The sequence below is a fragment of the Solirubrobacter soli DSM 22325 genome, assembly GCF_000423665.1.
GTDB lineage: Bacteria > Actinomycetota > Thermoleophilia > Solirubrobacterales > Solirubrobacteraceae > Solirubrobacter > Solirubrobacter soli.
This window is the reverse complement of record NZ_AUIK01000009.1, coordinates 376,763-402,188: the sequence shown is the minus strand read 5'-3', so window position 1 is coordinate 402,188 and position 25,426 is coordinate 376,763. Positions and strand designations below refer to the sequence as shown.

Annotated in this window: 30 protein-coding genes; 13 read left to right on the top strand and 17 right to left on the bottom strand. The window is 71.9% G+C overall.

Annotated features, from left to right (window positions below; genetic code table 11):
• Nucleotides 1–4: 4 nt before the first annotated feature.
• The 4 genes from G569_RS46795 to G569_RS0109015 form a co-directional block, all read right to left on the bottom strand.
• Nucleotides 5–352, bottom strand: coding sequence for a DUF485 domain-containing protein (locus G569_RS46795; protein ID WP_053226078.1), 348 nt, complete (start codon nt 350–352; stop codon nt 5–7).
• Nucleotides 353–471: 119 nt separating this feature from the next.
• The gene (gene acs, locus G569_RS46790; RefSeq protein ID WP_053226077.1) at nt 472–2,442 is read right to left on the bottom strand and encodes an acetate--CoA ligase; all 1,971 of its coding nucleotides are present in this window, start codon (nt 2,440–2,442) and stop codon (nt 472–474) included.
• 86 nt (nt 2,443–2,528) lie between these two features.
• Entirely contained in the window at nt 2,529–3,425 is an 897-nt protein-coding gene (locus G569_RS0109020) for a hypothetical protein (RefSeq protein ID WP_028063176.1), read from the bottom strand.
• A 10-nt stretch (nt 3,426–3,435) separates the two neighbouring features.
• Complete coding sequence (locus G569_RS0109015; protein ID WP_028063175.1) at nt 3,436–3,621, bottom strand: hypothetical protein; 186 nt, start codon at nt 3,619–3,621, stop codon at nt 3,436–3,438.
• A gap of 27 nt (nt 3,622–3,648) precedes the next feature.
• On the opposite strand from G569_RS0109015, the gene G569_RS46785 reads away from it, so the two are divergent.
• The gene (locus G569_RS46785) at nt 3,649–4,074 is read left to right on the top strand and encodes a CBS domain-containing protein (protein ID WP_053226076.1); all 426 of its coding nucleotides are present in this window, start codon (nt 3,649–3,651) and stop codon (nt 4,072–4,074) included.
• Here the strand turns inward: G569_RS46785 and G569_RS0109005 are convergent.
• Nucleotides 4,040–4,741: a glutamine amidotransferase-related protein gene (locus G569_RS0109005; RefSeq protein ID WP_028063174.1), complete on the bottom strand. Its 702-nt coding sequence runs from the start codon at nt 4,739–4,741 to the stop codon at nt 4,040–4,042. The two genes, G569_RS46785 and G569_RS0109005, sit on opposite strands and share 35 nt — an antisense overlap.
• An 85-nt stretch (nt 4,742–4,826) precedes the next feature.
• Between G569_RS0109005 and G569_RS46780 the strand changes: the two genes are divergently transcribed.
• From G569_RS46780 to G569_RS46775, 4 genes are all read left to right on the top strand, one after another.
• On the top strand, nt 4,827–5,609 hold the full coding sequence (locus G569_RS46780) for a LysR family transcriptional regulator (protein ID WP_211232934.1): 783 nt from the start codon (nt 4,827–4,829) through the stop codon (nt 5,607–5,609).
• Between the two features lie 100 nt (nt 5,610–5,709).
• Entirely contained in the window at nt 5,710–6,795 is a 1,086-nt protein-coding gene (locus G569_RS0108995) for a lysylphosphatidylglycerol synthase transmembrane domain-containing protein (RefSeq protein ID WP_028063173.1), read from the top strand.
• A 3-nt stretch (nt 6,796–6,798) separates the two neighbouring features.
• A complete protein-coding gene (locus G569_RS0108990; protein WP_028063172.1) occupies nt 6,799–7,062 on the top strand; it encodes a hypothetical protein in 264 nt (87 codons plus the stop codon).
• Nucleotides 7,063–7,099: 37 nt separating this feature from the next.
• Nucleotides 7,100–8,170 (top strand): amidohydrolase family protein, encoded by a 1,071-nt coding sequence (locus G569_RS46775; RefSeq protein WP_053226074.1) that lies wholly within the window; start codon nt 7,100–7,102, stop codon nt 8,168–8,170.
• A 248-nt stretch (nt 8,171–8,418) separates the two neighbouring features.
• Here G569_RS46775 and G569_RS62365 read toward each other — a convergent pair whose 3' ends face one another.
• Nucleotides 8,419–8,595 carry a hypothetical protein gene (locus G569_RS62365; RefSeq protein WP_211232933.1) on the bottom strand — a complete coding sequence of 59 codons (177 nt, stop codon included), beginning with the start codon at nt 8,593–8,595 and terminating at the stop codon, nt 8,419–8,421.
• On the opposite strand from G569_RS62365, the gene G569_RS0108970 reads away from it, so the two are divergent.
• Genes G569_RS0108970 through ppk2 form a run of 3 tightly spaced genes read left to right on the top strand, consistent with a single transcriptional unit; the run spans nt 8,584 to nt 11,267 of the window.
• Entirely contained in the window at nt 8,584–9,966 is a 1,383-nt protein-coding gene (locus tag G569_RS0108970; protein ID WP_028063170.1) for a hypothetical protein, read from the top strand. The genes G569_RS62365 and G569_RS0108970 overlap by 12 nt on opposite strands.
• On the top strand, nt 9,963–10,421 hold the full coding sequence (locus tag G569_RS0108965; RefSeq protein WP_028063169.1) for a hypothetical protein: 459 nt from the start codon (nt 9,963–9,965) through the stop codon (nt 10,419–10,421). The genes G569_RS0108970 and G569_RS0108965 overlap by 4 nt, the downstream gene beginning before the upstream one ends.
• 42 nt (nt 10,422–10,463) lie before the next feature.
• On the top strand, nt 10,464–11,267 hold the full coding sequence (gene ppk2 / locus G569_RS46770) for a polyphosphate kinase 2 (protein WP_211232932.1): 804 nt from the start codon (nt 10,464–10,466) through the stop codon (nt 11,265–11,267).
• Here ppk2 and G569_RS0108955 read toward each other — a convergent pair.
• From G569_RS0108955 to G569_RS0108935, 5 genes are all read right to left on the bottom strand, one after another.
• Nucleotides 11,264–11,725, bottom strand: a complete 462-nt coding sequence (locus tag G569_RS0108955; protein WP_084284528.1) for a COG4315 family predicted lipoprotein — start codon at nt 11,723–11,725, stop codon at nt 11,264–11,266. The two genes, ppk2 and G569_RS0108955, sit on opposite strands and share 4 nt — an antisense overlap.
• A 95-nt stretch (nt 11,726–11,820) precedes the next feature.
• Nucleotides 11,821–13,182, bottom strand: coding sequence for a hypothetical protein (locus G569_RS0108950; RefSeq protein ID WP_028063167.1), 1,362 nt, complete (start codon nt 13,180–13,182; stop codon nt 11,821–11,823).
• Nucleotides 13,183–13,246: 64 nt separating this feature from the next.
• Complete coding sequence (locus tag G569_RS57560) at nt 13,247–13,999, bottom strand: potassium channel family protein (protein ID WP_053226072.1); 753 nt, start codon at nt 13,997–13,999, stop codon at nt 13,247–13,249.
• 35 nt (nt 14,000–14,034) lie between these two features.
• The gene (locus G569_RS0108940; RefSeq protein ID WP_306765001.1) at nt 14,035–15,009 is read right to left on the bottom strand and encodes a lysylphosphatidylglycerol synthase domain-containing protein; all 975 of its coding nucleotides are present in this window, start codon (nt 15,007–15,009) and stop codon (nt 14,035–14,037) included.
• An 86-nt stretch (nt 15,010–15,095) separates the two neighbouring features.
• Nucleotides 15,096–15,977 (bottom strand): LysR family transcriptional regulator, encoded by an 882-nt coding sequence (locus tag G569_RS0108935; RefSeq protein WP_028063165.1) that lies wholly within the window; start codon nt 15,975–15,977, stop codon nt 15,096–15,098.
• A 79-nt stretch (nt 15,978–16,056) separates the two neighbouring features.
• On the opposite strand from G569_RS0108935, the gene G569_RS0108930 reads away from it, so the two are divergent.
• Complete coding sequence (locus G569_RS0108930; RefSeq protein WP_037495353.1) at nt 16,057–16,470, top strand: pyridoxamine 5'-phosphate oxidase family protein; 414 nt, start codon at nt 16,057–16,059, stop codon at nt 16,468–16,470.
• Here the strand turns inward: G569_RS0108930 and argS are convergent.
• Together argS and G569_RS0108920 are read right to left on the bottom strand one after the other, a co-directional pair.
• Nucleotides 16,448–18,169 carry an arginine--tRNA ligase gene (gene argS / locus G569_RS0108925; protein ID WP_084284522.1) on the bottom strand — a complete coding sequence of 574 codons (1,722 nt, stop codon included), beginning with the start codon at nt 18,167–18,169 and terminating at the stop codon, nt 16,448–16,450. The genes G569_RS0108930 and argS overlap by 23 nt on opposite strands.
• 10 nt (nt 18,170–18,179) lie before the next feature.
• Nucleotides 18,180–19,148, bottom strand: a complete 969-nt coding sequence (locus tag G569_RS0108920) for an aldo/keto reductase (RefSeq protein ID WP_028063162.1) — start codon at nt 19,146–19,148, stop codon at nt 18,180–18,182.
• A 71-nt stretch (nt 19,149–19,219) separates the two neighbouring features.
• Between G569_RS0108920 and G569_RS46760 the strand changes: the two genes are divergently transcribed.
• The 3 genes from G569_RS46760 (at nt 19,220) to G569_RS0108900 (ending at nt 21,283) form a co-directional block, all read left to right on the top strand.
• Nucleotides 19,220–20,143 (top strand): LysR family transcriptional regulator, encoded by a 924-nt coding sequence (locus tag G569_RS46760; protein WP_053226071.1) that lies wholly within the window; start codon nt 19,220–19,222, stop codon nt 20,141–20,143.
• 358 nt (nt 20,144–20,501) lie between these two features.
• On the top strand, nt 20,502–20,825 hold the full coding sequence (locus tag G569_RS46755; protein WP_037495351.1) for a PadR family transcriptional regulator: 324 nt from the start codon (nt 20,502–20,504) through the stop codon (nt 20,823–20,825).
• The gene (locus G569_RS0108900) at nt 20,822–21,283 is read left to right on the top strand and encodes a hypothetical protein (RefSeq protein ID WP_028063160.1); all 462 of its coding nucleotides are present in this window, start codon (nt 20,822–20,824) and stop codon (nt 21,281–21,283) included. Before G569_RS46755 ends, G569_RS0108900 begins: the two co-directional genes overlap by 4 nt.
• 46 nt (nt 21,284–21,329) lie before the next feature.
• On the opposite strand, the gene G569_RS46750 is transcribed toward G569_RS0108900, so the two are convergent.
• Genes G569_RS46750 through G569_RS0108885 form a run of 3 tightly spaced genes read right to left on the bottom strand, consistent with a single transcriptional unit; the run spans nt 21,330 to nt 24,504 of the window.
• On the bottom strand, nt 21,330–22,397 hold the full coding sequence (locus tag G569_RS46750; protein WP_053226070.1) for a DNA-3-methyladenine glycosylase family protein: 1,068 nt from the start codon (nt 22,395–22,397) through the stop codon (nt 21,330–21,332).
• Nucleotides 22,394–23,386: a lysylphosphatidylglycerol synthase transmembrane domain-containing protein gene (locus G569_RS46745; protein WP_053226069.1), complete on the bottom strand. Its 993-nt coding sequence runs from the start codon at nt 23,384–23,386 to the stop codon at nt 22,394–22,396. Before G569_RS46745 ends, G569_RS46750 begins: the two co-directional genes overlap by 4 nt.
• A 5-nt stretch (nt 23,387–23,391) precedes the next feature.
• Nucleotides 23,392–24,504, bottom strand: a complete 1,113-nt coding sequence (locus tag G569_RS0108885) for an MFS transporter (RefSeq protein WP_028063159.1) — start codon at nt 24,502–24,504, stop codon at nt 23,392–23,394.
• A 21-nt stretch (nt 24,505–24,525) separates the two neighbouring features.
• Between G569_RS0108885 and G569_RS0108880 the strand changes: the two genes are divergently transcribed.
• Nucleotides 24,526–24,966 carry a hypothetical protein gene (locus G569_RS0108880; RefSeq protein ID WP_028063158.1) on the top strand — a complete coding sequence of 147 codons (441 nt, stop codon included), beginning with the start codon at nt 24,526–24,528 and terminating at the stop codon, nt 24,964–24,966.
• On the opposite strand, the gene G569_RS0108875 is transcribed toward G569_RS0108880, so the two are convergent.
• The gene (locus tag G569_RS0108875) at nt 24,931–25,425 is read right to left on the bottom strand and encodes an Lrp/AsnC family transcriptional regulator (RefSeq protein ID WP_084284517.1); all 495 of its coding nucleotides are present in this window, start codon (nt 25,423–25,425) and stop codon (nt 24,931–24,933) included. The two genes, G569_RS0108880 and G569_RS0108875, sit on opposite strands and share 36 nt — an antisense overlap.
• Nucleotide 25,426: the final 1 nt, after the last annotated feature.

Sequence of the window (25,426 nt, the reverse complement as noted above, 5' to 3'; positions counted from 1 at the left end):
AGCGTCATCGCACGACCTCCGTCTCCGACGCCGCACGGTCGAACCGGGTCTCGCCATCACCCGCCGCCTCGACCACCGCGGCGGCGAGCGGGTCGAACTCGTTCTCGGCCTTGCGCAGGTACCAGACGCCGAGCACGAAGACCATCACGAACTGCGTCAGCGCGTAGCAGTAACCGACCGTCAGACCCTCGTAGACCGACTTGCCCATGAAGTCCGGGGCATAGCCGCAGATGACGATGAACGCCATGTAGTACGCGAGGAAGAAGATCGTCGCCGGGACGACGAAGCTCCGTCGCTTCTTCACGAGCTCGCGGAACTCCTCCGAACGCTCGATGCCTTCCCAGTCCACCATCGCGTCTCTCCTCCTCGGCGGGTACGGGGTGACCGTACGCACGCCCGGATGCCGCGAAACCGGGAATCGATCAGCGGTCGATGGGGCACGACGAACGGTCGCGCCCCGGCGACAAGCGGTTAGCCGTTGCCCTCGGCGTCGCGCTCCTTGATCTTGCCCTCGAGCTGCGCCATCACGTCGGGGTCGCGCAGCGTGGTGACGTCGCCGAGCTCGCGGCCCTCGGCGATGTCGCGCAGCAGGCGGCGCATGATCTTGCCCGAGCGGGTCTTGGGGAGGTCGTCGGCCCAGATGATCCGCTTCGGGCGCGCGAACTTGCCGATCCGCTCGGCGACCTTGTCGCGGATCTCGGCGACGAGGGCGTCGTCGCCTTCGAGGTCGCCCTCGAGCGTGACGAAGGCGGTGATCGCCTGGCCCGTGTCCTCGTCGGCCTGGCCGATCACGGCGGACTCGGCGACCTTCGGGTGCGAGACGATCGCGGACTCGACCTCGGCGGTGCTCAGCCGGTGGCCGGAGACGTTCACCACGTCGTCGATGCGCCCGATGATCCAGAAGTAGCCGTCCTCGTCGCGCCGCGCGGCGTCGCCGACCACGTAGGTGGCGTTGTCGAACTTGTTCCAGTAGGTCTCGACGAAGCGGTCGTCCTCCTTGTAGAGGGTCCGCAGCATCGACGGCCAGGGGCGTTTGAGGATCAGGTAGCCCTGGTTGGTGCCGGAGTCGTTGGCCTCGTCGTCGACGACGGCGGCCTCGATGCCCGGCAGCGGGCGTCCGGCGGAGCCCGGCTTGGGCGCCAGCAGGCCCGGCAGCGTCGTGATCATGATCGCGCCGGTCTCGGTCTGCCACCAGGTGTCGACGATCGGGCAGTTGCCGCCGCCGATCACCTTCCAGTACCACAGCCACGCCTTCGGGTTGATCGGCTCGCCGACCGTGCCGAGCAGGCGCAGGCTGCTCAGGTCATGCGAGGCCGGGTGCTCCTCGCCCCACTTCATGCACGCGCGGATCGCGGTCGGCGCGCAGTACATGATCGTGACCTTGAAGCGCTCGACGATGTCCCACCAGATGTCCTTGCCGGGATAGTCCGGCGCGCCCTCGTACATCACCGAGGTCGTGCCGTTGGCGAGCGGCCCGTAGATGATGTAGCTGTGCCCGGTGACCCAGCCGACGTCGGCGGCGCACCAGTAGATGTCCTCCTCGGGCTTGAGGTCGAACACCGCCTGGTGGGTGTAGGCGACGCCGGTCAGGTAGCCGCCCGTGGTGTGCAGGATGCCCTTCGGCTTGGCCGTCGAGCCTGACGTGTAGAGGATGTAGAGCGGGTCCTCGGCGTCCATCGGCTCGGCCGGGCACTCGGCGTCGGCCGCGTCGAGCAGCTCGTGGTAGAGGTGGTCGCGCCCGTCCTTCATCGGCGCGTCGTTGTTCGCGCGCTGGACGACGACGATCGTGTCCACGAGGTCGCCGATGACCTCGTCCACGTTCTCCTTGATCGCGGCGGTCTTGCCCTTGCGGCGCGCCCCGTCGACCGTGATCAGGACCTTCGCCTCGGAGAACTCGATCCGCTCCCGCACCGACTCGGCGCTGAAGCCGCCGAAGACGACGTTGTGGATCGCGCCGATGCGGGCGCAGGCGAGCATCGCCACCGCGACCTCAGGCACCATCGGCAGATAGATCGCGACGACGTCGCCCTTGGACACGCCGAGCGTCTTGAGCGCGTTGGCGAACTTCTGGACGTCCGCGTGCAGGTCGGCGTAGGTGACGTCGAGCTGCTCGCCCTCCTCGCCGAGCCAGTGGTAGGCGACGCGGTCGCCGTTGCCCGCCTCGACATGGCGGTCGAGGCAGTTGTAGGAGACGTTGAGCTTGCCGCCGACGAACCACTTGGCGAACGGCGGGTTGGACCAATCGAGCACCTGGTCCCACTTGGTGTCCCAGTGCAGCGCCTCGGCGCGCTCGGCCCAGAACGCCTCGTAGTCCTCGCCCTGCTCGTAGATCGCGGGGTCGGAGATGTTCGCCTTCGCGACGAACTCGTCAGAAGGCGGGAACTTCTCCACGTCGAGCAGTTCTTCGAGTTGCTGCTCGAGTGTCTGACCTTCGGTCGCCATTGCCGTCTCCTCGGTTCGCGTCAGCGTTCAGCCTTCTTACCCAAAGGCGTACCACGCGACGATCCTCCATGCGGAGACGTTGCGTCTCAGTTGCGCTTCTTGCGCTTGCGCCGCGCGGGTGCGGGCCCGCTCGAAGGCGCCGGCTCGGGCGGGGGAGCCACAGCGCCGCGGCGCTGGCGCGGCGGCGGACGCTCGGGCGTCGGCCACGGCACCGCCTCGCCGGTCTTCCACGCCGGCAGATCGCCACCCGGCCAGCGGCCGAGCAGCACCATGCCGAAGGAGCCGAGCCAGAAGATCTGCACGATCGGCAGCGGGAAGAGCACCATCATCGCGCCCGACGCGATGCCGATGTAGCCGAGCATGCGCGTGAGCAGGCCGACGCGCAACGCGTTCAACGAGACCAGCACGAGGCCGACGGCCAGCGCGAGCGTCCCGAGCTGGTAGAGCAGCCGCGCGTAGACGATCAGCGAGTTGTCGGCATCCGTCGCCGCCTTGACGGTGTGATCGGAGTCGAGGAACTCCGAGACGACCTGCAGGCTGCCGATCTGCGACATCAGCACGCTCACGCCGAGCACGACGCCGCCGACGATGGGCACGTAGAGCACGAACTTGCTCATCCGCGTGCGCGCCCGGACGGCGACACCGAGGAAGCCCACGGCCCAGGCCACGCCGATCCAGCCGATGAAGCCGCCGAGCCCGATCAGCAGGACCAGCGCGGTCTTGGTGTCCAGGTACTCGAAGAACGCGGTCTGCAGCGACGGCAGCGCGCCGACGTCACCCGGCTTGGCGGCCCGGACCAGCGTCTCGAGGCCGCTGACCTTCGGCATGTCGCGCTGCAGGATCTGCTGGAGCACGTAGAACGCGAGCAGACCGAACGCGGCCACGAGCGACGCGATCCCCGCGCGCGGGCGATGGCGCTTCTCCCACGCCAGCTGCTGTTCCGGGTCCGCGAGCGCGGGTTCGGGTACGGGTTCGGCCGTCACCGCTCTCATGCTAGGGGGTGCGGGCCGGAGGAAGCCCTGTGCGGCGCACCGGATCCGGCGGCAGCTCGTTGCGTCCGGCCACCCGCGACACCCGATCGCCCACGAAGAGCACCGCGTCCAACACGGGCGCGGCGAGCTTGATCAGCGACTCGACGCGCCGCTGCCGTGCCAGTTGTGAGGCGCTGCGATAGGCCACCGCCGGGCGATTGTAGACTCGCCACCCGTGGAGGTCCGCGACGTCATGACCCGATCGGTCGTCACCGCGGATCCGACCCGTTCCCTGCGCGAGATCGCGGTGCTGATGCGCGAGCGCAACGTCGGCTCGGTCGTCCTGGTCGAGGGCGAGCGCGCCGTCGCATTCATCACCGACCGCGACATCGCGATCGCCGTGGTGGCCGACGGCCGCGACCCCGCGGGCCGCGTCGCCGAGCACGCGTCGACCCCCGTCATCACCGCCGACCCCGACATGGACGTCGAGGAGGCCGCCGAGAAGATGGCCCGTCAGGGCGTGCGGCGGCTCGTCGTCGTCGAGGGCGGCATCGTCACGGGCGTGGTCACGCTCCACGACTTGACGCCGAGCGCGGGCGACCGCGCATCGGCGCTCTCGGCGCGGATCACGCGACGGGCGACGCCGCGCGCACCGTCGTAGCCTCCGCGAACGCCCGGATCACCGGGTGCGCGCGGGTGCCGTCGCCCGCCAGCTCGGGCTGGAAGAGCGTGCCGAGGAAGAACGGGTGGCCGCTGAGCTCGAGCGCCCGCGGCGCGCCGTCGTCGTCGTGGGCGCCGAAGGTCACGCCGGCCGCTTCGAGCGTCGCGACGTACTCGGGCGAGATGCCATAGGAGCAGTGGTAGCGCTCGAGGCTGCGGTCGACGCCGGCGATCTTCTGGATCAGCGTGCCGGGCGTGTACGTGATCGGGCCTTCGTGACCGACCAACGAGCACTCCAGCTCCACGATCACCGCCCCTTCGATGACGCCGTACTCCGCGTGGCGCGGCGTGTCGATGCCGGCAAGGCTCTCCGCGAGCTCCAGGATCGCGTGCTGGAAGCCGCCGCAGGTGCCGAGGAACGGGATCTCGCGCTCGCGCGCGGTCCGGACGGCGGCGACGACCTTGTCCGGGTCGCTGTACGGGCTGCCGGGCACGACCCAGATGCCGTCGAATTCCTGCAGGTCGTCGGCCTCGCTGCTGGGGATCCAGTACGGGTCCAGGACGAGGCCTTCGCGCCGGCGGAGCGCATCGATGAGCAGCGGGATGCGGCCGTGGGCGCGGACGCTCGGGGACCGGTCCCCGACGAGGGCGAGCTTCGCAGTTGCCATGTGACGCATGCTCGCGCGGCTCGAGGATCACGTCCAACGATCTTCTGTGGCAGTCTGATCACAACCACTTATGGACCCGCGATTCTTGAGGACCTTCGTCACGGTCGCCCGGCTCGGGTCGTTCTCGCGCGCGGCCGAGGAGCTCGGCTACACGCAGTCCGCGGTCTCCCAGCACATCGGCGTGCTCGAATCGGACCTCGGGGCGCCGCTGCTCACCCGCCGCCCCGTCGCCCCGACCGAGGCGGGCGCACGGCTGCTCGAGCACGCGGAGCCGATCCTCCTGCGCCTCGACGCGGCGCGGGCGGACGTCGCGCGGGTCGCGGACGGGCCGCCGCGGTCGCTGCGGATCGGGACGACGCCGCTCGCCTGCGCCCACGCGGCCTCGCTCGTCGCGCCGGCGCTGACGGTCACGGTGCGGGTCGGGTCGCGGATCGAGGTGGCGAGGGCGGTGGCCACGGGGGAGCTCGACACCGGGTTCGTCGACGGCGTCGCCGCGGTCAACGATCCGCTGCACCTGCCCGAGCTGGGTCTGATGGTCGCCGACGTGTGGGAGGAGGAGCTGGCCGTCGCCGTGCCGGAGGACCACCCGCTGCTCGGCCGCACCGTCACCCTCGAGGATCTCGTCGACGCGCGCTGGATCGACGCGCCCACCGTCTGCGCGCCGCTCGAGGAGCTGGCCGCGATCGCCCGCGCCGAGGGGTTCAAACCCGCGCTGCGCTACGACGGCGCCGACGTCGCGGGCCTCCTCGAACTGGTCTCCGCCGGTCACGGTCTGGCGCTGCTCCCGCGCCGTGTCGTGCATCACGGCATCGCACTGCGCGCTCCTGACCTGCGACATCGCACCGAACTGCTTCACTTCAGCAGCTGAAGCTGCTTACATTAAGTACGTAAGCGGGGGGTAACCCCACCTCCGTCTGTGGTGCTCCCCCAATCGAATGGAGCATTGCGGCGCGACACCATTCTTGATCATGGCCGTAGTCGACACACCTGACCGTTCGCTGCCCATCGGGCGCGTCTCCGCGCGTCAGGTGATCGTGCTCGTCGTCGCGAGCGCGGTGATGGTCGCCGGCCTCGTCGTCATCGCCCCCGCTCTCGCCGATCTCCCCGATGTCTGGACCAAGATCAGCGACGGCCACGTCGGATGGCTCGCCTTCGCCCTCGTGCTCGAAGCGCTGTCCTTCGTCGGCCACGCGATCCTCTTCCGTGCCGTCTCGGTCGAGGGCGGGGGCACGCGCATCGGCCTGCGGGCGAGCACCGAGATCACGCTCGCCGGCCATGCCGCGACGCGACTGTTCGCCTCAGCCGGCGCCGGCGGTATCGCGCTGACCGCGTGGGCGCTGAGGAAGTCCGGCATGGAGGCGCGCGACGTCGCCGCCCGCATGACGACCTTCATGGTCCTGCTCTACAGCGTCTACATGGGCTCGCTGGTGATCTTCGGCGTCGGGCTGTACTCGGGCGTCATGCCCGGCGGCGGCTCGTTCGCGATGACGATCGTGCCCGCGATCTTCGGCGCCGTCGTGATCGCGATCGTCGCCTGCGCGCAGTTCGTCCGCCGCGGCGACACGAAGATCCAGAAGTGGCTCTCGCCGATCGGCGACGGCGTCCGCGACGCCCGCGGTCTGATCAAGCGCGGCAATCTCGGCCTGGTCGGCGCGATCATGTGGTGGGCGTTCGACATCGCCTGCCTGTGGGCCTGCTTCGAGGCCTTCGGCGACTCCCCGGCCGTGGCCGTGCTCGTGATCGGCTACTTCGTCGGCATGCTCGCCAACACGCTCCCGCTCCCCGGCGGCGTGGGCGGCGTCGACGGCGGCATGATCGGGATGTTCGTCGCCTTCGGCGTGAACCCGGCGACCGCGATCGTCGCGGTGCTCGCCTACCGCTTCTTCGCCTTCTGGCTGCCGATCGCCCCGGGCGCCCTGTCCTACGCCACGCTGCGCCGGACGATCTCCCGCTGGGAGGCCGAGGACGCCGGCGAGGAGTTGCCCGAGCCCAAGAAGGCCAAGCGCCCGCGGGTCAAGCATCACGACCGCTCGCTCTGCCACCAGTACAGTTGAGCCATGGAAGGTTTCGGCGGCTTCTTCAACGACCCAGACTTCCAGCGACGGATGCAGGAGATGGCCGAGCAGATGCAGGCCTCTCAGTCGCTGGCGTGGGCCGACAACGCGATCAAGTTGGCGGTGGACATGACCGTCGCCGCGATCAATCGGGTGAACATCCAGGGCACCACGGAGCAGCAGGCCCAGCAGATCCGCTCGGTCATGGCGACCGTCTTCCCCGAGGCGGTCACCCTCGTGCGCGAGGCGCGCCAGGGCCTCAGCTAGAACCATCCGACCTTCTAGGCACGGGTAGAGTCCGGGCGTGAGCGCCTGGCACCTGCGTGCGGTCGTACTGCCGGACGGTGAGGCGCCTCTCGACCTCTGGGTGAACGCGGACGGCGTCTCCGAGACGCCGCTTGCCGGCGCGCGCGAGCTGCCGGGGGTGTACGTGCTCTTCGGCGGGCTGGTGGACGCGCACTTCCACGCGACATTGGACTTCGAGGAGCGCGGGCTCCAGCGCCCGGAGCTGCTGGAGGCGAACCTCGCGGCGCTGCACGCGGCGGGCGTGCTCGCGGCGCGCGACACGGGGCAGGCGCCGGACGCTCCGTGGCTGCTTGATCGCCAGGGCCCGCGGTTCACCGCGGCGCGGACGCTGCTCGTCCCGCCCGGGCGGTACTTCCCGGGCCTCGGGGACGAGGTCGTCCAGGAGCGGCTGGTCGAGGTGGGCGTCGCGCAGGCGAAGGCGGGCGCGGAGTGGGTGAAGGTCATCTTCGACTTCGTCGGCCCGGATGGGAACTGGTTCGCGGCGCCCGCGAACTACGACGCGGACACGCTGGCCGAGCTGGTGCGGGCGGTGCACGCGGAGGGGGCCCGGGTGGCGGTCCATTCGACCGGCCCGGCCGTCGCGGACGCGGTTCGCGCGGGCGTCGACTCGATCGAGCACGGCCCGTCGCTGGACGCCGCGACCGTCGAGGAGATGGCACGGCGCGGGACGCTCTGGGTACCGACGTTGTGGACCGCCGAGAGTCATCTGGCGGGGCTGGCCGGGACACCCGCCGAGGGCATCCTGACTGCGTGGCGGGAGCGGATGCGCGAGCTGCTGGGGCTCGCGCTGCGACTCGGCGTGCCCGTGCTGGCCGGCTCCGACGAGCGGCCCGCGGGCGAGACGTGGCGCGAGGTCGCGCAGCTGGTCGCGACCGGCGGCCTGACGCCGCTGCAGGCGCTGGCCGCGGCGACCGTGGTCCCGCGCCGCGCGCTCGGCCTGCCCGGGCATCCCGGGGACCTCGTGACCTATGACGCCGACCCGCGCGAGGATCTCTCAGTGCTTGCGCGCCCCGCGGCCGTGCTGTCGAGCGATCTCGACGATCGTTACGTTGACGCTCCTCACCGCTGAACATAGATTCGCGCAATTCCTGGTCGCTGGTTCCTGCTCATCGCGCTGGTCGTGCTGGCCTGCGCCGGCCCCGCCGAGGCCACTCCGCTGCGCTGGGCCGACGAGCCCACGCCGATCGACAACCTCCGGCCGGGCGACTGGCGCCACATCACCGCGGCGTCGTGCCCGTCGGCGACCTGCGTCGCGGTCGACGTGCAGGGCGGGGTCTTCGTCACGCCCGGCCCGTTCGGCGGCGTCGACTCCTGGCGCTACTCGCAGCCGATCCACGACCGGGTGATCACCGACGTCGACTGCCCGGCGAACACGCTGTGCGTCGCGGTGGGGGACCTCGGGACGATCGCCACGACGACCGACCCGTACAGCGGACAGTGGAGCATCGCCACCGTCGGGAGCGAGCGGCTCGGCATGGTCGAGTGCCCGGCCAAGGACCTCTGCATCGTCGCCGACCACTCCGGCAACGTCTACACCGCGACGGCGCCGACCCGGCCGGCGGCACCGCGAAGTGGCCCGTCTCGACGTGCGCGAAGGGAGAGAACTACGAGGTCGTCTGCGGAGCGAGCACGCTGTGCGTCGCGAGCGAGACCTACGGGTTCACCACGTACGCCTCGAAGAACCCGGCCGGTGGGCCGGCGACCTGGAGCTCGCGCGAGACCGGGTACATGATGCGGCCGCTGGACTGCGCGGGCGCGCAGTGGTGCATCGCGACCGATCTGAGCTCGCGCGGATCGATCCTGACGTCGCTCGACCCCGCCTCCGGCTGGGAGAAGACGTCCTTCGCGCGGATCGGGATCACGCCCCTGGCCGCGGTCACGTGTCCCGCGCCGTCCCGCTGCTACGCGGTCGACCGCGAAGGCCGCGTGCTCGCCTCCGACGACTGGCATATCGAGGCGGACCTCAGCGACGGGTGGATGACGGCGATCGACTGCCCCACGGTCGACTTCTGCGTCGCGGGCGACCAGCTCGGCGCGCTCTACGTCCGTGACGGTGGGTGGCGGCGCTCGCGGGACGGTGGGACGCCCGGCGCGACGATCACGAGCATCACCTGCGCGTCGCGGACGTTCTGCGTGGCCTCGGACTCCTCCGGGCGGGCGCTGAAGTGGGACGGCGCCGGGTGGTCGGTGTCGAGCATCACGAACACGGTGGTGCTCGACGTGACCTGCCCGACGACCGCGTTCTGCGCGGCGCTCGACCACGACGGCGCGGTGCTCGTCTCCACCGACGGCGCGTCGACCTGGTCGGCGCCGCGGGCGATCGCGCCCGAGAAGGGCAGGATCTACGCGCTCGCGTGCCCGTCCGCCGGCCTGTGCGTCGCGGGTGGCCTGGACGGCGCGTTCGTGACCCTCGGCGACGGGTCGTGGCGCAAGGTGGCGATGACCGGCTGGATCGTGGACGTCGACTGCCCGTCCGTCTCGCTCTGCGCGGTCGTGGACTACTCCGGCCACGTCTTCATGTCGACCGATCCGGCCGGCGGCGTCTCCGCCTGGCACGCCGGCCCGCTGGCCCCGGGGCGAGGGGCGGGCGTCGCGTGCGCTGGAGGTGGCGACCTCCGCTGCGAGCTGATCGACGAGGACGGCAACGCGTGGTCGGCGAAGGTCGCGGGCATTCCCTTCAACGTCGGCGCGCCGACCGTCGGCGGAACCGCGTTGACCGGCGACCCGGTGCGCTGCTCGCCGGGCGAGTGGACACCCGCTCCGACCGCCGTCGGCTACCAGTGGGAGTGGGGCGACGAGACGATCCCGGGCGCGACCGGGGAGACCTACACACCCGCGAGCGCGGGGTCCTGCGCTGCCGCGTGACCGCCACGTCCGCCGCCGGGACCGCGACCGCGCGCGGCAGCGTCACGATCGTGCGCCCGCCGGCGCCGCCGACCCCATTGCCGCAGGTCACGCCCACGCCCACGCCCGCTCCGTTCAGCGCTCGGATCGCTCCCGGCAGCCCGCGGCTCGGCGCGCTCGCGCGCTCCGGCCTCCCCGTCGCGGTGACGTGCTCGGCGGCGTGCACGGTCACCCTGCGTCTCCAGCTCGGCGCCGCCGACAGCCGCCGGCTGCGGCTCAAGCGCGGCGTGGCGCTCGGCACCGCGCGCGTGCAGCTCATCCGGGCGGGTACCACGACCGTCCGCGTCGGATTGACCGGCGCCGCCCGGCGGGCGTTGTCACGGTCCCGGCCGGCGCGGCTGAAGCTCGCCGTCTCCGCAACGGAGGCGGCCAAGCGCCCGGTAGCGGGCGCGAGAGCGCTGACACTGCGGCGCTGATTTCGCGACGCGGCGCCCGCGTTGGGAGTACCGTCTGGGGTCGTGGCCGGCAACAAGGTCAAGCGCGATGTCTACGACGCGCGGATGGAGGAGCTCTACCTCGAGCTCGTCCGTCTGCAGTACTGGGTCAAACAGCAGGGCCTGAAGGTCGTGGTCATCTTCGAAGGCCGCGACGCCGCCGGCAAGGGCGGGACGATCAAGCGCCTGACCGAGCCGCTGAACCCGCGCGGTGCGACCGTCGTGGCGCTGCCCGCGCCCACCGAGCGCGAGCAGTCCCAGTGGTACTTCCAGCGTTACGTGACTCACCTGCCCGCGGCGGGCGAGATCGTGATCTTCGACCGCTCCTGGTACAACCGCGGCGGCGTCGAGCGGGTCCTCGGCTTCTGCACCAAGGACGAGCACGCGGAGTGGATGCGCTCCTGCCCCGAGTTCGAGCGCATGCTCGTGCGCAGCGGGATCATCCTGCTCAAGTACTGGTTCTCGGTCTCGGACGAGGAGCAGGAGAAGCGCTTCCAGGAACGCGCCCAGGACCCGCTGAAGCGCTGGAAGCTCTCCCCGATGGACCTCAAGTCGCGCGAGAAGTGGGTCGAGTTCTCCAAGGCCAAGGACGAGATGTTCGCCGTCACGGACATCCCCGAGGCGCCCTGGTTCACGATCGAGTCCGACGACAAGCGCGCCGCCCGCCTGAACTGCATCACCCACCTGTTGGAGCGCATCCCCTACAAGGACGCGCTCCCGGGCCCGATCGACCTCCCGCCGCGGCCCAAGCAGGACCGCTACAAGCGCCCGCCCAAGGACGAGCACCGGGTGATCGACCAGGGGTACTGGCAGCGCGTCGCGGCCTAGTACCCGCCGATCTTCTTCCCGGACGGGGACATCACGTACCACTTGGCGCCAAAGGCCCGCACGGCTTGGCCCTTCGTGTCGCCGGCCTTCTTGTCGTTCGCGAACAGGTAGACGGGGTGGTGGTTGTAGGTGACCTGGGTCGTGCCGTCGGCGCGCTTGGTCGTCCCCAGCAGACCCTTCTTCACCGTCCCGCCCGCGGTCGGCTTGCCCGTCGTCAACAGCGGCGGCCACGCCGTCGCGCAGTCACCCGTGCATCGACTCGTCGAGGTCTTGTCCTTCTGGAACAGGTAGAGCGTCCGCCCTTTCCCGTCGACGAGGAACGTCCCGAGCTTGCCGTGCCGGGTCTTGACCGCCGCGCTCGCGGCGTGCGCCACCCCCACCGCGGCGAGACACAGCACAAGGGCGGTGGTCGCGGCGAGCAGGAAGTTGCGCGGTCGGTTTGTCTTGAAGCTGGACATTCCCTGTCGTACGGCCCCATGCCAACCGCGGTTCGGCCCCGCGCCTAGGTTCCGGGTGCCTCCGGGAAAGGTTCAGGGCTGGTGCCTGAGCGTCGTCAGAACCGCAGCGTGCGATCCGGTTCGCCGATGAGCTCGGGACCGGGATGGTTGTCGTCCATGACGAGCATCACGGGGAGTTGGACGTGACGCCTGCGGGCGAGCCGTCCGGCATCCGTGAGCCGGAGTGGCACGCGCCGAGCGCGGCTCGACGGGCCGAGCCGCAAGGTGACCGTCGCCAGCAGCTCGCAGGTCGGATGGGGCGGCGGGATCTCGCCACTGGTCGCCCGCTCCGAGCACGGCTGGGCGGGCGTGCTGCGTTGATCGAGCTCGAAGCGCGTGCGGCACCCGTTGCGGCAGGTGAAGCCGAGCGTCGCGGCGGACCGGCCGGTCACGCGCACCGGACAGCCGAACGGTCGCCGCGAGGCGGACGGCGTCTCGACCAGCGTGACCTGAAGCTCGCCCTGGCAGGAGAAGCTCCCGATCACCGCCGTCGCGCCGTCCAGCCCGAGCGCCTCGCGCGGCGCGCCGATCCCGGGGGCGCCGGCCGGGCGGATCGGCCCGCCGTCCAAGGGCGTCAGCGCAAGACCGAGCTGGCCGTCGACGGGCTCGTTCGGTGGGTAGAGGACCTCCGACGCGGACGCGAACGGCCACCAGAACGGTTCCGCGTTCCTGGTCAACAGCCGCGGCGCCGGCGCTCCTGGCTCCCAGACGTACAGGCCCCTCGGATGGCGTTGTCCCACATCGTCGCCGGGCGCGACGACCAGCGTGCCGTCGGCCCGCACCACGATCAGCGCGGACCCGCCGGCGTACCCGGCCGGGAAGTCGCGGTGCGTGCCGTCGGCGAGGTCGAACACGCGCACCGTGCCCGCGTCGCTGCCGGCGACCACGGTCACGCTCAGGAACGGCTCGGCATACGAGAGTTGGAGGTTGTCCTCGTGGATCACGGGGCCGGGCACCGGCGTGATCGTGCCGTCCGGGGCGACGAGGTCGACAGGGGCCGGGGTGCCACAGCGCGCGCCGGCGATCGCGAAGCCGACCGTTCCGGCGGACATCGTCAGCTCCGCACCGGGAGGGTCACCGCCGGCGCGGCAGTCGACGAGCGTCCGCAGCGACCCGTCGTACCCGCCCTGCGCCAGGAACTCGCGCTCGAAGTCGCGCACCGCGACGAGGTACCCGCCGGCGTTGGCGGCGAGGGACACGAGCGCGTCCCGCGAGAACGCCGGCAGCGTCGCGAGCGCCCCGGACCGCGGCGCGCCGACCACCTGAATCGGGCCGTCGCCGCGATGCGTGGCGTAGAGCACCTGCCCTCCGCCGTACGTCGCGCCCCGCAGCGTCCGCGGCAGCGGGATCCGCACGTCCGCACGCGCGGCCGCGGGCGCCGCGAGCGCCGCCGCAAGCACCAGGAGCACGATCCGCATGGCGCGATCCTCCACCGGCCCCGCGCGCCCGCGCAATCAGGAGCCCACCCTGAGGTTTCCGCGGTCACCCGGGCTTGCGTACGTGCGCCTCGAGGAGGTCGAGGCGCTCCTCGATCCGCCGCAGCGTCGCCAGCACCTCGGCGACGTCGGACACCTCGTCCTCGGAGTCCTGCGACACGAACGTCGAAGCGATCGCCGCCGTGAGCAAGGAGAGGAACCCGATCCCGGTGATCATCAGCAGCGCGGCGATGGCGCGTCCGACCGTGGTGTGCGGCGCATAGTCGCCGTACCCGACGGTGGTCACCGTCGTGATCGCCCACCACATCCCGACCCAGGGCGACGAGAACTCCTCCCGGTCGGCGACCGACATCGCGAGGCCGGTGACCATCACGAGGAGGATCGTGGCCAGCGCGATGTACCGGAAGCCTTGACGCGTCGTGAGCAGCCGCTGCGCGGTCAGCGCGCGACTCGCGAGGGCCGCGAGGCGCAGGAGGCGGAGCAGCCGGATCGCCCGGGTCGCGCGCAGGAACCCGAGGAGCGCGGGCAGGAACGGCGCCGTGAGGAAGACGATCACGACGTCCAACCAGTGCGCGCGAAGCGCTGCGCGTCGCCGCGGTGCGACGGTGAGGACGAAGACGAGCTCGGCGAGGAACCCGAGCCAGATCACCCAGTTGCCCACGATCGCGACGGCGCGCCACGCGGCGGACGGATGGGACTCCTCGATGAGGATGACCGGGATGACGAGCAGGGCCAGGCCGACGATCGCCCACTCGAGCGAGTGCGTGACGCGTCCGTTCTCCAACTGGCGCCAGTGCATCCCGCGAGGTTCGCCCCCGCGGCACCGGCCCCTGCTCAGTCGGTCTCGTCCTCGCGGGCGACCGCGGCGAAGCGGGCGGCGACGACCTCGCGCGGCGGTGGGTGGGCGAGGGTGTGGCGGACTCGCAGGAGCGCGAACGCGCCGAAGATCGCCGGGAGGCCGAGTTGGAAGACGCGGTAGGCGAGGACCGCGGCGGCGGCGAGATCCAGCGGGGTGCCGTAGGCGACGAACATGCCGATCAGGCCGCCTTCGGTGCCGCCGACGCCGCCCGGCGTGGGGATGAACGCTCCCGCGTGGCCGAGCGAGTACGCGAGGATGAAGATGCCGACCGGTGGGGCGCCGCCGCCGAAGGCCTGGAAGACGCAGGCGAGCGAGGCGACGTCGAACGCGAAGTAGGCGACGGAGCCGTAGATCAGGAGCGGGTCCGGCGGGCGCAGGAGCTCGACGCTGGTCCGCGCGCCGCCGTGGACGAAGCGATGCAGGCGGTAGGTGAGGTGGCGGAAGCGGCCGCCGCTCGGCTCGTGCGGCGGGTCGCTCATCGCGAACCAGAGCGCGCCCGCGATCACGACCGCGGCGCCGATCGCGGGCAGCAGCGTCGCCAGGATGCCGACGTCGTCAGGCAGGACGTGGACGGTGGTGAGGATGCCCGCGAGGAAGATCGCCACGAAGGTCACCGCGCTCGTGAGCAGGAAGAGGGCGGCGTGGCGGCGGGCCGCCAGCTCGGCGGGCACGCCGATCTTGGTCAGGACGAACGCGCCGAACGCCGGGCCGCCGGCACCGCCGGCGGGGACGAGCACGTTGGCGCCCTGCTCCGCCAGCCCGAGCTCGAGCGCGCGGCGCCAGGGCATCACGCGGTCGAACACCGACCAGAGCGCGCGGACGAACCCGAGCATCGACATCAGGCGACAGACGGCGGCGGCGACGAGCCACTTCGGGTCCGCGGACGCGAAGCGGTCGCGGATCTCGTCGACGCCCGGGAGGGACCAGATCAGCGCAACCGCGGCCGCGATGACGAGAATGAAGAAGCCCGCGCGCTTGGCGATCGCGCGGCCGTCTACTGCCTGTTCGTCCTGTGCCGGAGTTGCCTGACTGCCCTCTATGCCGCTGAGATTGGCAGATGCTCGATGAAAGCGCGGGCGGCGGGTGGCACGTAGTCAGCTCGCCAGACCACCACGATCCGTCGATCGACGCGCGGACCGAGCACGTCGAGCGCCACGACGCCCTCCGCGCCGTCGAGCCCGGAGCGCGGCAGGAGCGCCACGCCGACGCCTTCCGCGACGAGCAGGACCATGACCGCGAGGTCGGTCGTCTCGGCCACGATCCGTGGCGCGAACCCCGCCTGCGCGCACGATGCCTCGAGAACCTGGCGCAACCGGCTCTCGTGGGTCAGCGACACGAACGGCTGATCGCGCAACGCCGCGAACTCGACCTCGTCACGCGCGGCCAACCGATGCTGGGGATGCACCGCGAGCACCGCCGGCTCACGCGCGACCACCCCCGACGACAGGTCGGCCGGCGGCTCGGTACCCGGCCCGAGCCCGATGAACGCGCAGTGCAGCGAGCCGTCGTCGATCCCCGCCAGCAGCGCGTCCGTCTCCCCCTCGTGCACCGACGTCCTGACCTCCGGATACACGCGGGCGAACGCGCCGATCGTGCGCACGATCTCGCGCCCCGGCAGCGGGTGCACGAGCCCGATCGCCAGCGGGCCGCTGTACAGCCCGCGCTGCGCGGCGATCGACTCGCGCCCGAGCTCGACCTGCGCCAGCGCGGCGCGGGCGTGAGGGAGCAGCGCCTCACCCGCCGGCGTCAGCCGCACCGAGCGGCGGTCGCGCAGGAAGACCTGCTCGCCGAGCTCGGCCTCGAGCCGCCGGATCTGCTGGCTGACCGCGGGCTGGGCGATCCGCAGTCGCTGCGCCGCGCGGGTGAAGTGCGACTCCTCGGCCACCGCGACGAAGTAGGCGAGCTGGCGGAGCTCCATTTGCCTGATAGCGAATCATGATCGTCAAGAGCGCGAATGCGTCTTGGACTTATCACTGGAAGGCGCGGATGCTGTACGCATGCTTCCTCCAATCCCCCGCCGCACAATCGCCGTGCTGAGCACGGTCGACCCCGCCCCGCACGCGATCCCGGTGTCGGCACCGGTCCGCGCCGGCGACACCACGATCCTGCTGAGCCTCCATCGTTCGCGCGACTCGCTCGCCCGCCTGCGCTCGAACCCCGCCGTCGCGCTGACGGTCCTCACCGAGGGCGACGTCGCGTTCACCGCCCGCGGCCGCGCGCACGTGATCCGCGACGCGCTGGAGTCAGATCCGGAGTACGCCGGCGTGGCGATCGAGGTCGAGCACGTCGACGATCACCGCCAGCCGAGCTTCGCGGTGACCGGCGGCGTCGATCGCGAATGGCGTGACGACACCGAGAAGCGCCGCCTCGGCGCGCGCGTGGAGGAGCTCACATGCGCGCCGGCACGGTGATGCCGAGCAGGCCGAGCCCGGTCTTGAGCGTCGCCGCCGTGAGCTCGCACAGCGCGAGCCGCGAGCGGCGCGTCTCGTCGTCCGGCGCCTTGAGCACGGGGCACGCCTCGTAGAACGTCGTGTACGTCCCGGCCAGCTCGTAGAGGTAGTTGCAGAGGCGATGCGGCTCGAGCGACGCCTCGACATCGACCAGCACGTCGGCGAACCCGGACAGCTTGACCACGAGCGCGCGCTCCTGCGGCTCGGCGAGGGCGGTCACCTCGGTCGACGTCTCACCCGCCCGTGCGCTGATCGACCCCGCACGCACGCACGCGTAGAGGAGGTAGGGCGCGGTGTTGCCGTCGAGGGCGAGCATGCGGTCGAAGCTGAACAGCAGGTCGCGCTGGCGCGAGGTCGAGAGGTCGGCGTACTTGACCGCGCCGATCCCGACCGCGGTCGCGATCGCGTCCCGCTCGTCCTCCGGCAGCTCCGGGCTCTTGGCGTCGACGACGGCGCGGGCGCGCTCGACCGCCTCGTCGAGCAGGTCCGAGAGCCGGATCGTCCCGCCCGAGCGGGTCTTGAACGGCTTGCCGTCCTCGCCCAGCATCGTGCCGAACCAGATGTGCTCGGGGTGCAGGCCATGCGTCCAGCCGGCGCGCTCGGCGGCCGCGAAGACCATCTGGAAGTGCTGGGACTGGCGCGCGTCGGTGATGTAGATCAGGCGGTCGGCGTGCAGGTCGTCGATCCGGTAGCGGATCGAGGCGAGGTCGGTCGCGCCGTAGCCGTATCCACCGTCGGTCTTGCGCACGATCAGCACCGCGGGCGAGCCGTCCGGGTTCTTGAACTGCTCGGAGAAGACCGCGACCGCGCCCTCGCTCTCGACGGCGACGTGCGCGTCCAGCAGCGCGGCGGTGACCGGGGCGAGGCGGTCGTTGTAGAAGCTCTCGCCCGTGACGTCCTCGTCGGTCAGCGTGACGTCGAGCTGCGCGTAGAGGTGGTTGATGTGGGCGAGCGAGACGTCCACGAGGTCCTGCCAGAGCGCGATCGTCTCCGGGTCGCCGGCCTGCAGCGCGACGACGCGGCGGCGGGCGCTGTCGGCGAAGTCGGCGTCGTCGTCGAAGCGCTGCTTGGCGTCGCGGTAGAGCGTCCCGAGCGCCTCGAAGTCCTTCAGGTGCTGGGTGTCGGTGTCCAGCATGTGCTGGGTCAGCATCCCGAACTGCGTGCCCCAGTCGCCCAGGTGGTTCATGCGGATCACGTGGTGGCCCGCGAACTCGAGCGCGCGGACGATCGCGTCGCCGATCACCGTCGAGCGCAGGTGCCCGACGTGCATCTCCTTGGCCACGTTGGGCGCCGAGTAGTCGACGGTGATCGTCTGCGTGGTCTGCGCGGGCGGGACGCTGAGGCGGGCGTCGTTGAGCGCGCGCGTGGCCCACGCCGCGAGCGCCTCGGGGGAGAACGCGAGGTTGACGAACCCGGGCCCGGAGACCTCCGCTGCCGCGAGCAGCCCGCCCGCGTCGCCGAGCTTCTCCGTCACCCTCGCCGCCACGTCGCGCGGCGGCTCGCCGAGCTGCTTGGCCAGCTTCATGGCGAAGTTCGCCTGCAGGTCGAAGCCCGGCTGGCGGGACGACGCCAGGAGCGGGTCGACCTCGCTCTGGCCGGTCACGCGCTCGATTGCGGCGGCGAGCGTCGTCGAGAGGGCATGGCTGGGAGCCGCGTTCACCCCTATGACGCTAGAGCAACGCGGCGCCGGCGGCAGCGCCCGCTGGCGCGAGTTGCTCGATTTTCCCGAGCGTGGCCGTGTCGAGCGTGATGTCCGCCGCTCTCAGGTTCTCATCCAGGTGGCTCGCGGTGCGGGTGCCGGGGATCGGCACGATGTCCTCGGCCTGGTGCAGGAGCCACGCGAGAGCGAGTTGCGCGGGGGTGACGTCGAGCTCGGCGGCGAGGGCGCGCAGGGGCGCGAAGCGGTCGCGGTTGGTGGCGAGGTTCTCGCGCGAGAAGCGCGGGTGGTTGGCGCGGAAGTCGCCTTGGGCGATGTGGTCCGCGGAGCCGGCCAGGAAGCCCGCTCCCAGCGGCGACCAGGGGACGAACCCGATGCCGAGCTCCTTCAGCACGGGCAGCAACTCGCGCTCGGGGTCGCGGGTCCAGAGCGAGTACTCGCTCTGGACGGCGGCTAGCGGGTGGACCTGGTGGGCGGCCATCACCTGCTCGGCGGTGACGTTCGAGACCCCCAGATGGCGCACCTTGCCCTCTGCGACCAGTTCGGCCATCGCGCCGACGGTCTCCTCGACGGGGATCGCCGGGTCGGGGAAGTGCAGGTACCAGAGGTCGATGACGTCGGTCCCGAGCCGGCGCAGGCTCGCTTCGGCCGCCTCGCGGGCGCGCTCGGGGCGGGCGTCGACGAGGATGCGCTGGGCGTGGGCGTGGTGGATCTCCCGCCCGCCCTCGTGCACGATGCCCCACTTCGTCGCGAGCTGGACGTCGTCGCGGCGGTCGGCGATCGCCTTGCCGACGAGTCGCTCGTTGGCGCCGGCGGCGTACGCGTCGGCGGTGTCGATCAGAGTCGCGCCGGCGTCGATCGCGTGGTGGATGGTGCGGGTCGACCGGTCGTCGTCGGCGTGGCCGTACAGGCCGTCGATCAGCACCATCGCGCCGAAGCCGATCGCCGACGTGGTCAGTCCGTTCAGGTTCCGGGTCTGCATGGCTCTGATCGTCCCCTCGCAGGCCGCGTTCGCCCACAGGACCTGCCGCGGGCCTGCTATCGGTTTCACCGATGGCCGAGATCCGCCAGCTGCGGTATTTCGTGGCGGTCGCCAGGCGCGGGAGCGTCTCGCAGGCCGCGCTCGACCTGAACCTGTCGCAGTCCGCGTTGAGCGAGGCGCTGCGCAAGCTCGAGGTCGAGCTCGGCGTCGAACTCCTGGAACGCTCGTCGCGAGGCGTGGTGGTGACGGCCGCGGGTGCGGTGCTCGTGGGCGAGGCGCAGGCGGCGATCGCGCGGTTCGACGAAGCGCTCGACGCCGCGCGGGCAGCCGCCGAGGGGACGACGGGCCGGCTCCGCGTCGGCTTCGAGGCAGCGGGCGCCGGCCGGCTCTCGACGCGGTCGCGCGCGCGGTTCCTCGCCCGCTTCCCGCACGTTCGCGTCGAACCGCGCCGCTACGACTGGGGCGGCGAGGTCGCCGGCCTGCGCGAGGGCGAGTGCGACGTCGCCTTCGTCTGGCTCCCCGCCGACCTGTCGGGATTGAAGTCCGAGCTGGTCGCGATCGAGCCGCGGTTCGCGGGGCTCGCGACGACGCACCCGCTGGCGGCCCGCGAATCGCTGTCGGTGAATGAGCTCACCGACGAGCCGATCATGTGGACCCGTCGAGCGCCACGATATTGGGTCGACTGGTGGGCGGTGAACCCGCGTCCCGACGGCCGCGAACCGCGCTGGGGCCCGGAGAACGAGAACGTCGAGGAGATGCTCGAGCAGGTCGCCGACGGCTCGGCCTACTGCATCGTCCCGGCCTCGATGACCGAGTTCTACGCGCGGCCCGACTTGGCCTGGGTGCCGATCTCCGACGTCGACCCGTTGCGGATCGCGCTCGCCTGGCGCGAGCGTGACGGCTCGCCGCTGGTCGCCGCCTTCTTGGGGATCGTGCGCGAGGTCGCGATGACCGCCGCGCACGCCGCCCAGACCAAGCTCACGCCCAGCCACTGAACGACGTCGGCGGAGCCGTCGCCCCAGTACGGCTTGGTCCGCGACGACTCCACCGGGATGCCGTGGGAGAGCAGGAACCCGAGCGCGACGACGCTCGCGATCCAGAGCGCGAGCGTCCGGCCGAGCGGGTTGCCGCGGCGGACCAGAACCAGCGCGACGAGCGCCCCGCCGATCCCCACGATCGGCTGCGGCCGGAGCAAGAGGCCCGCGAGGTCGGCCGCCTCGTCGGTGCGCAGTTCATCCAGCAGGTGCAGCAGTTGCAGCGCGGCGAGCGCGGCGAGCGCGGCGCGGTCTCGAACGGTCATAGCTCGACTATATCGGTCATCGGTATACCGTCAAGCGTGATACCTTCCCGGCCGTGACCCCGCTGCGCGAGCCGACCTTCTTCGTCCTCACGGCCCTGTTGCCAGGCCCGCTGCACGGCTACGGGATCATCAAGTCGGTCGAGGAGATGTCCGACGGCCGCGTGACCCTCCGGGCGGGAACCCTGTACGCCGCACTCGAACGCCTGGAGAACGCGGGCGCCGTCGCCCTCGACCGCGAGGAGAGCGAAGGCGGCCCACCCCGCCGCTACTACCGCCTCACCGACGAGGGCATCGCGCTGCTGGAGGCCGAAGGCCGCCGCCTGGCCGACAACGCGCGCCTCGTCGCCGAAGGGCTGAAGCAGGTGCGCACGGCATGACCACCGACTGCTTGTTCCGCGCGGCCGGCCGCCTCGTCACGGCTCGCGATCCCGCGCACGGCGCCGAGATCGTCGCGACCGCTCGCGAGGGCGCCACCGACGTGCGGGCGACCGCAGCGGAGCTCGCCGCGCTGGTCGGCTATGCGCTGCGTGCGCGCCGCGCCCGGACGGTGTGGCTCGAGGGCGCGGGCGTGGCGGCGCTCCTCGTCGTGCTCGCCGCGCTGACGCCGTTCGCGCTCGTCGTGCCGTTCGCGCTGCTCGTGCTCGGCCTGCGCGACGCCCGGGCGGCCGCGGCCGCGACGCTGTTCTGGCTCTGGCGGCTCGTCACCGCGGACGTCGCGCAGCTCGCCGCCGCGCTCGACTCGACCGCCACGCTGCGCTGGGCGCTGATGCTCGCCGTCGTCGCGGTCGCCGCGCACGTCACACGCGCGTCGATCCGCCGCGCGGCCGCGCTCTAAGGCGCCGGGGGGTGGGCGACATGGAGGTCCGGTGTGGACCTTCCCGTCACCCACCCCCCGCGAGATTCCAGAGGTGAACGACCGCGTACGCGCGGTACGGGCGCCACGCCTCGGGGTCGAGCGGGCCGAGCGCCTTGCGGACGACGAGGTCGGTGCCCAGCCACGCGTCGCGGTCGCGCAGCGCGCGCATGTTCACGTAGGCCTGCGTCCACGGGCCGATCCCGGCGATCGCGGTGAGGTCGTGCAGGTCCGCGCCCGCGAGCGAGCGGAGCGTCTCGCGACGGCGGGCGGGCATCGCGAACGCGGAGTCGGGGGCCGCGGCGATCGCCTCGGCGGTCGGGAAGAGGTGCGTGATCGAGCCGCGCGGCCGCGCCAGCGGCTCACCCGCCGCGACGACCAGCCTCCCCGCGTGGGTGCGCCCGGCCTTGACCGAGATCTGCTGCGTGAGCACCGCGCGAACCGCGATCTCGACCCCGTCGCCCCCCGGCACCCGCAGCCCGGGCGTGAACCCGAGCCGCTCGTCACGCCCGAGCACGGCGGCGATCTCGGCCGCCGGCGCGTCGAGGTCGAGCACGAACGCAAGTTGGGCGAGCGCCTCCGCCTCGTCGCGCGCGTCGTCGAGGTCGAGCGACACCGCGACGCCGTCCTCGACGGGCTCGAGCGTCGCGACCCCGGCGCCGTGCGTGAGCCGCAACGCTCGCCGATACGGCTCGACGTCCTCGACGCCCGGCACGGCGCGATACGACAGGAAGGCGATGGCCCGCGCCGCGTCGAACGGAGGCGAGCCGCGCAACACACGCGCGAAACGAGCGCCGGCGGCGTCGCCGCCCCGCACGCCCGCCTCGCCCGCGGCGCCGCCGCCCCGCACGCCCGCCTCGCCCGCGGCGCCGCCGCCCCGCACGCCCGCCTCGCCCGCGGCGCCGCCGCTACACACGCCCGGCTCGCCCGCGGCGCCGCCGCTCCGCACGCCCGCCTCGCCCGCGGCGCCGCCGCTCCGCACTCCCGCCTCGCCCGCGGCGCCGCCGCTCCGCACGGCCGCCTCGCCCGCGGCGCCGCCGCCCCGCACGCCCGCCTCGCCGGCCGCCGCGCCCGGGGCGTCGCCGCCCCGCGTCACGCGGGCTCCGCGGCGGCGGTCTTCTCCGCCTTCTCGGCCTCGCGCTGGGCGCGGCCGGCCGCGATCACTTCCTTGAAGGAGCGGAACTTGAAGATCCAGATCACCGAGGCGAGGCCGATGCCGAAGGTCAGCGCGGCGATCGCGATCTGCTGGCCGACGGAGTAGGCGGCGACGGTCGCGCCCGAGCCGAAGACCTTCACCAGCAGCGCCTGCTGCACGCCCGCCCCGCCGGGGGTGAACGGGACCAGGGCCGCGACCGCGTTCACGCCGAGCACCAACAGCACGTTCGACACCGACCCGCCCACGTTGAACGCCTCCAGCAGGCACCAGAACGCGGCGAACCGGAAGAGCCAGCCCGCGAACTGGACGAGCCAGACCTCGCGGAAGTAGCGCTTGCGGTCGAACAGGATCGTCAGGCCTTGGCGCACGCGCGCCCAGAACGCGCGCACCCGCGCCGACAGCAGCGCGAACCCGGCGAGCACCGCGATCCCCATCACTGTCAAGAGGAACAGTAGGAAGCGCGGGTGCGAGGCGAAGAACGCGAGGTCGAAGGCGGGCAACTGGGAGAAGTCCGGCGGCTTCGGGAACACGCCCTGCGAGAACGCGTACGCCAGCACGGGCACCGCGATCGTCAGGTCGAAGATGAACTCGATCGAGAACGCGGCGGCCACCGCCGGATAGGACGAGTTCGGTACGGACGACTTGGTCAGGAAGAGACGGACGATGTCGCCGCCGCGCGCCGGGATCACCGCGTTGAAGCCGTAGCCGGCGAAGTACGCGCCCCAGATGCGCCGGAACTCGATCTGGGAGTCCGGGTAGGCGGCCCGCAGGATGTGGAACGACGCGCGCGCCCGCAGGGTCAGGTAGATCGTGAAGAGGACCAGCGCGAAGAACAGGTACGGCCACGAGACGGCCGCCAGGTTCGAGAAGAAGTCGCCGACCGCGTTGAAGAACGAGGAGAAGGAGTCTCCGAGGGACGCGATCAGCACGCTTCCTACCTTGGCACGCGCAGCGGGAGGATGAACGCCGCGGTCAGCGCGGCGAACACGCCCGCCGCCACGAACCCGAGGGCCTGATTGGCGTGGTAGAGCGGCAGCCACAGCAACGGAGCAGCCGCATTGCCCGCGAAGCGGAACGCCGAGATGACCGACGTCCCGCCCGCCCGGTTGTCCGGCACGGCCTCGACCGCGAGCGTGTTGATCCCCGCCCAGACCAGCGTGGAGCCGAGGCCCGTGGCGAACCACAACGCGCCCAACCACACCGGCGTCGGCGCGATCCCGAGCAGCGCGACGAGCACCGCGCACGCCGCGATCCCCACGCTCGCCACCTGTACCCGCCCGTAGCGGTCGACCCAGCCGCCCGCGGCCCGCCCCATCAGGATCCCCGCCACACCGAACCCGGCGAGCAGCACGCCGCGCGTGACCGACCCGAGCCCGAAGTCATCCGCCGCCAGCACCGCCACCAAGAACCCCACGCCGGTGATCCCCGCGTATCCGGTGAAGGACGCAGCGCTCAAGAGCCCGACGCGGCGCGTGAAGACGGTGCGCAGGCTCGGCTGCTCCGCCCGCGCGGCGCCGTCGGCGGGCGGGATCATCGCCAGCGCGACCGCGACGACCGCCTGCGAGACGAACGCCAGGCGCCAATCCACCGCACCCAACGCTCCGCCTCCGAGTGGCGCGAGCGCGATCGCCGACGTCTGCACCGCCGCGAACGTCCCCACGGCGCGACCGATCTGGCGCGGCGGCACTTCATCCGCGAGCCCCGCGAGCAGCAGCGGCGTCAGGAACGCGTTCGCGCACCCCTGCAGCGCCCGCACGAGCAGGAACGCGCCGAGCGTGGGCACGAACGCCGCCAGCACCGACAGGCACGCGTAGACGATGTAGCCCGTGCGCACGACGCGCCGCCGCCCGAGCCGCTCCCCGATCGTCCCGGACACCAGCTGCAGCGCGGCGAACGGCACGAGATAGGCGGGAATCGACGCGGCGACGCCGGCCGTCGTGGCGTCGAACGCCTCGCGCAACTGCGGCACGAGCACCGCGACGACACCGCCGCCGAACGGCCCGAGGAAGCCACCGATGTAGAAGGGAAGCGTCCCGCGAGCGCGCATCGCCCCTTAACCTGGCACGTCATGTTCCGGCGCACGGTCACGGGGCCTGATGGCCGCCGATGGAAGCTCGGCCGCAAGTGGTTCCCGCGCTTCCAGCGCATCGGCAAGGCGGACGTCACCGACTTCGGGCCGGACCTGCCCGGCTTCGACGGCCTCGACGACCTCGGCATCGTCGGCGCGATCTTCGCCGCGATCCTGGCCGTGATCCTCGCGATCTTCCTCGCGCTGCTGCTGTTCAACGTGATCGCGCTCGCGATCGAGCTGGTGATCTTCCTGGTGCTGCTGATCGCGGGGATCATCGGGCGGGTGCTGTTCCGCAAGCCGTGGCTCGTGTTCGCGGGCACGAAGGACGCGACCGCGTACGCCGAGGTCGTCGGCTGGCGCGCGAGCCGCGACTGGCTGCGCGACGCCGAGACCCGGATCGCGTCAGGGCTGGAGCCCGCGCCGGGCGACGGGCGATGACTGGATGATCGAGGTCGTCGTCTGCCCGTAGGGCGTGAAGCGGTCGATGACCTCCTCGAGGTGCTCGACCGAGCGCACGTGGAGCTTCATGTAGAAGCAGTCCTCGCCGGTCACGCGGTGGCACTCGACGACCTCAGGCGTCTCGCGCGCGACGTCCGCGACCGCCGGGATCTGGCGCGGCGCCGGCCGCATCCGCAGGATCGCGGCGAGGGTGTAGCCCAACGCGACCGGTGCGACCTCGGCGTGGTACCCGCGCAGGACCCCGTCGCGCTCGAGCCGTGACAACCGCTCCGCCACCGCGGGCGCCGACAGCCCGACGCGCCGCCCGAGCTCGGCCTGACTCAAGCGAGCGTCCTCGACCAGCTCGGCGAGCAATCGAAGGTTCACGGCGTCCAAAGCACCATTCTCCGAAGGCACGACCCAGAGAATAGCTTCGATCGGCCATTCCGAGAAGCGCATC

What these genes read in the sequence shown, in the direction of transcription:
- G569_RS0108990 (WP_028063172.1), top strand. Translation starts at nt 6,799, where the DNA reads ATGGAAGGTTTCGGCGGCTTCTTCAACGACCCAGACTTCCAGCGACGG.
- G569_RS0108875 (WP_084284517.1), bottom strand. Translation starts at nt 25,425, where the DNA reads ATGCGCTTCTCGGAATGGCCGATCGAAGCTATTCTCTGGGTCGTGCCT.
- G569_RS0109005 (WP_028063174.1), bottom strand. Translation starts at nt 4,741, where the DNA reads ATGGCAACTGCGAAGCTCGCCCTCGTCGGGGACCGGTCCCCGAGCGTC.
- G569_RS46795 (WP_053226078.1), bottom strand. Translation starts at nt 352, where the DNA reads ATGGTGGACTGGGAAGGCATCGAGCGTTCGGAGGAGTTCCGCGAGCTC.
- acs (WP_053226077.1), bottom strand. Translation starts at nt 2,442, where the DNA reads ATGGCGACCGAAGGTCAGACACTCGAGCAGCAACTCGAAGAACTGCTC.
- G569_RS0108885 (WP_028063159.1), bottom strand. Translation starts at nt 24,504, where the DNA reads ATGCGCGCTCGCGGGACGCTTCCCTTCTACATCGGTGGCTTCCTCGGG.
- G569_RS0108950 (WP_028063167.1), bottom strand. Translation starts at nt 13,182, where the DNA reads ATGCGGATCGTGCTCCTGGTGCTTGCGGCGGCGCTCGCGGCGCCCGCG.
- G569_RS46760 (WP_053226071.1), top strand. Translation starts at nt 19,220, where the DNA reads ATGGCCGAGATCCGCCAGCTGCGGTATTTCGTGGCGGTCGCCAGGCGC.
- G569_RS0108900 (WP_028063160.1), top strand. Translation starts at nt 20,822, where the DNA reads ATGACCACCGACTGCTTGTTCCGCGCGGCCGGCCGCCTCGTCACGGCT.
- G569_RS0108880 (WP_028063158.1), top strand. Translation starts at nt 24,526, where the DNA reads ATGTTCCGGCGCACGGTCACGGGGCCTGATGGCCGCCGATGGAAGCTC.
- G569_RS0108920 (WP_028063162.1), bottom strand. Translation starts at nt 19,148, where the DNA reads ATGCAGACCCGGAACCTGAACGGACTGACCACGTCGGCGATCGGCTTC.
- G569_RS57560 (WP_053226072.1), bottom strand. Translation starts at nt 13,999, where the DNA reads ATGCACTGGCGCCAGTTGGAGAACGGACGCGTCACGCACTCGCTCGAG.
- G569_RS0108935 (WP_028063165.1), bottom strand. Translation starts at nt 15,977, where the DNA reads ATGGAGCTCCGCCAGCTCGCCTACTTCGTCGCGGTGGCCGAGGAGTCG.
- G569_RS0108995 (WP_028063173.1), top strand. Translation starts at nt 5,710, where the DNA reads ATGGCCGTAGTCGACACACCTGACCGTTCGCTGCCCATCGGGCGCGTC.
- G569_RS0108930 (WP_037495353.1), top strand. Translation starts at nt 16,057, where the DNA reads ATGCTTCCTCCAATCCCCCGCCGCACAATCGCCGTGCTGAGCACGGTC.
- G569_RS0108955 (WP_084284528.1), bottom strand. Translation starts at nt 11,725, where the DNA reads ATGTCCAGCTTCAAGACAAACCGACCGCGCAACTTCCTGCTCGCCGCG.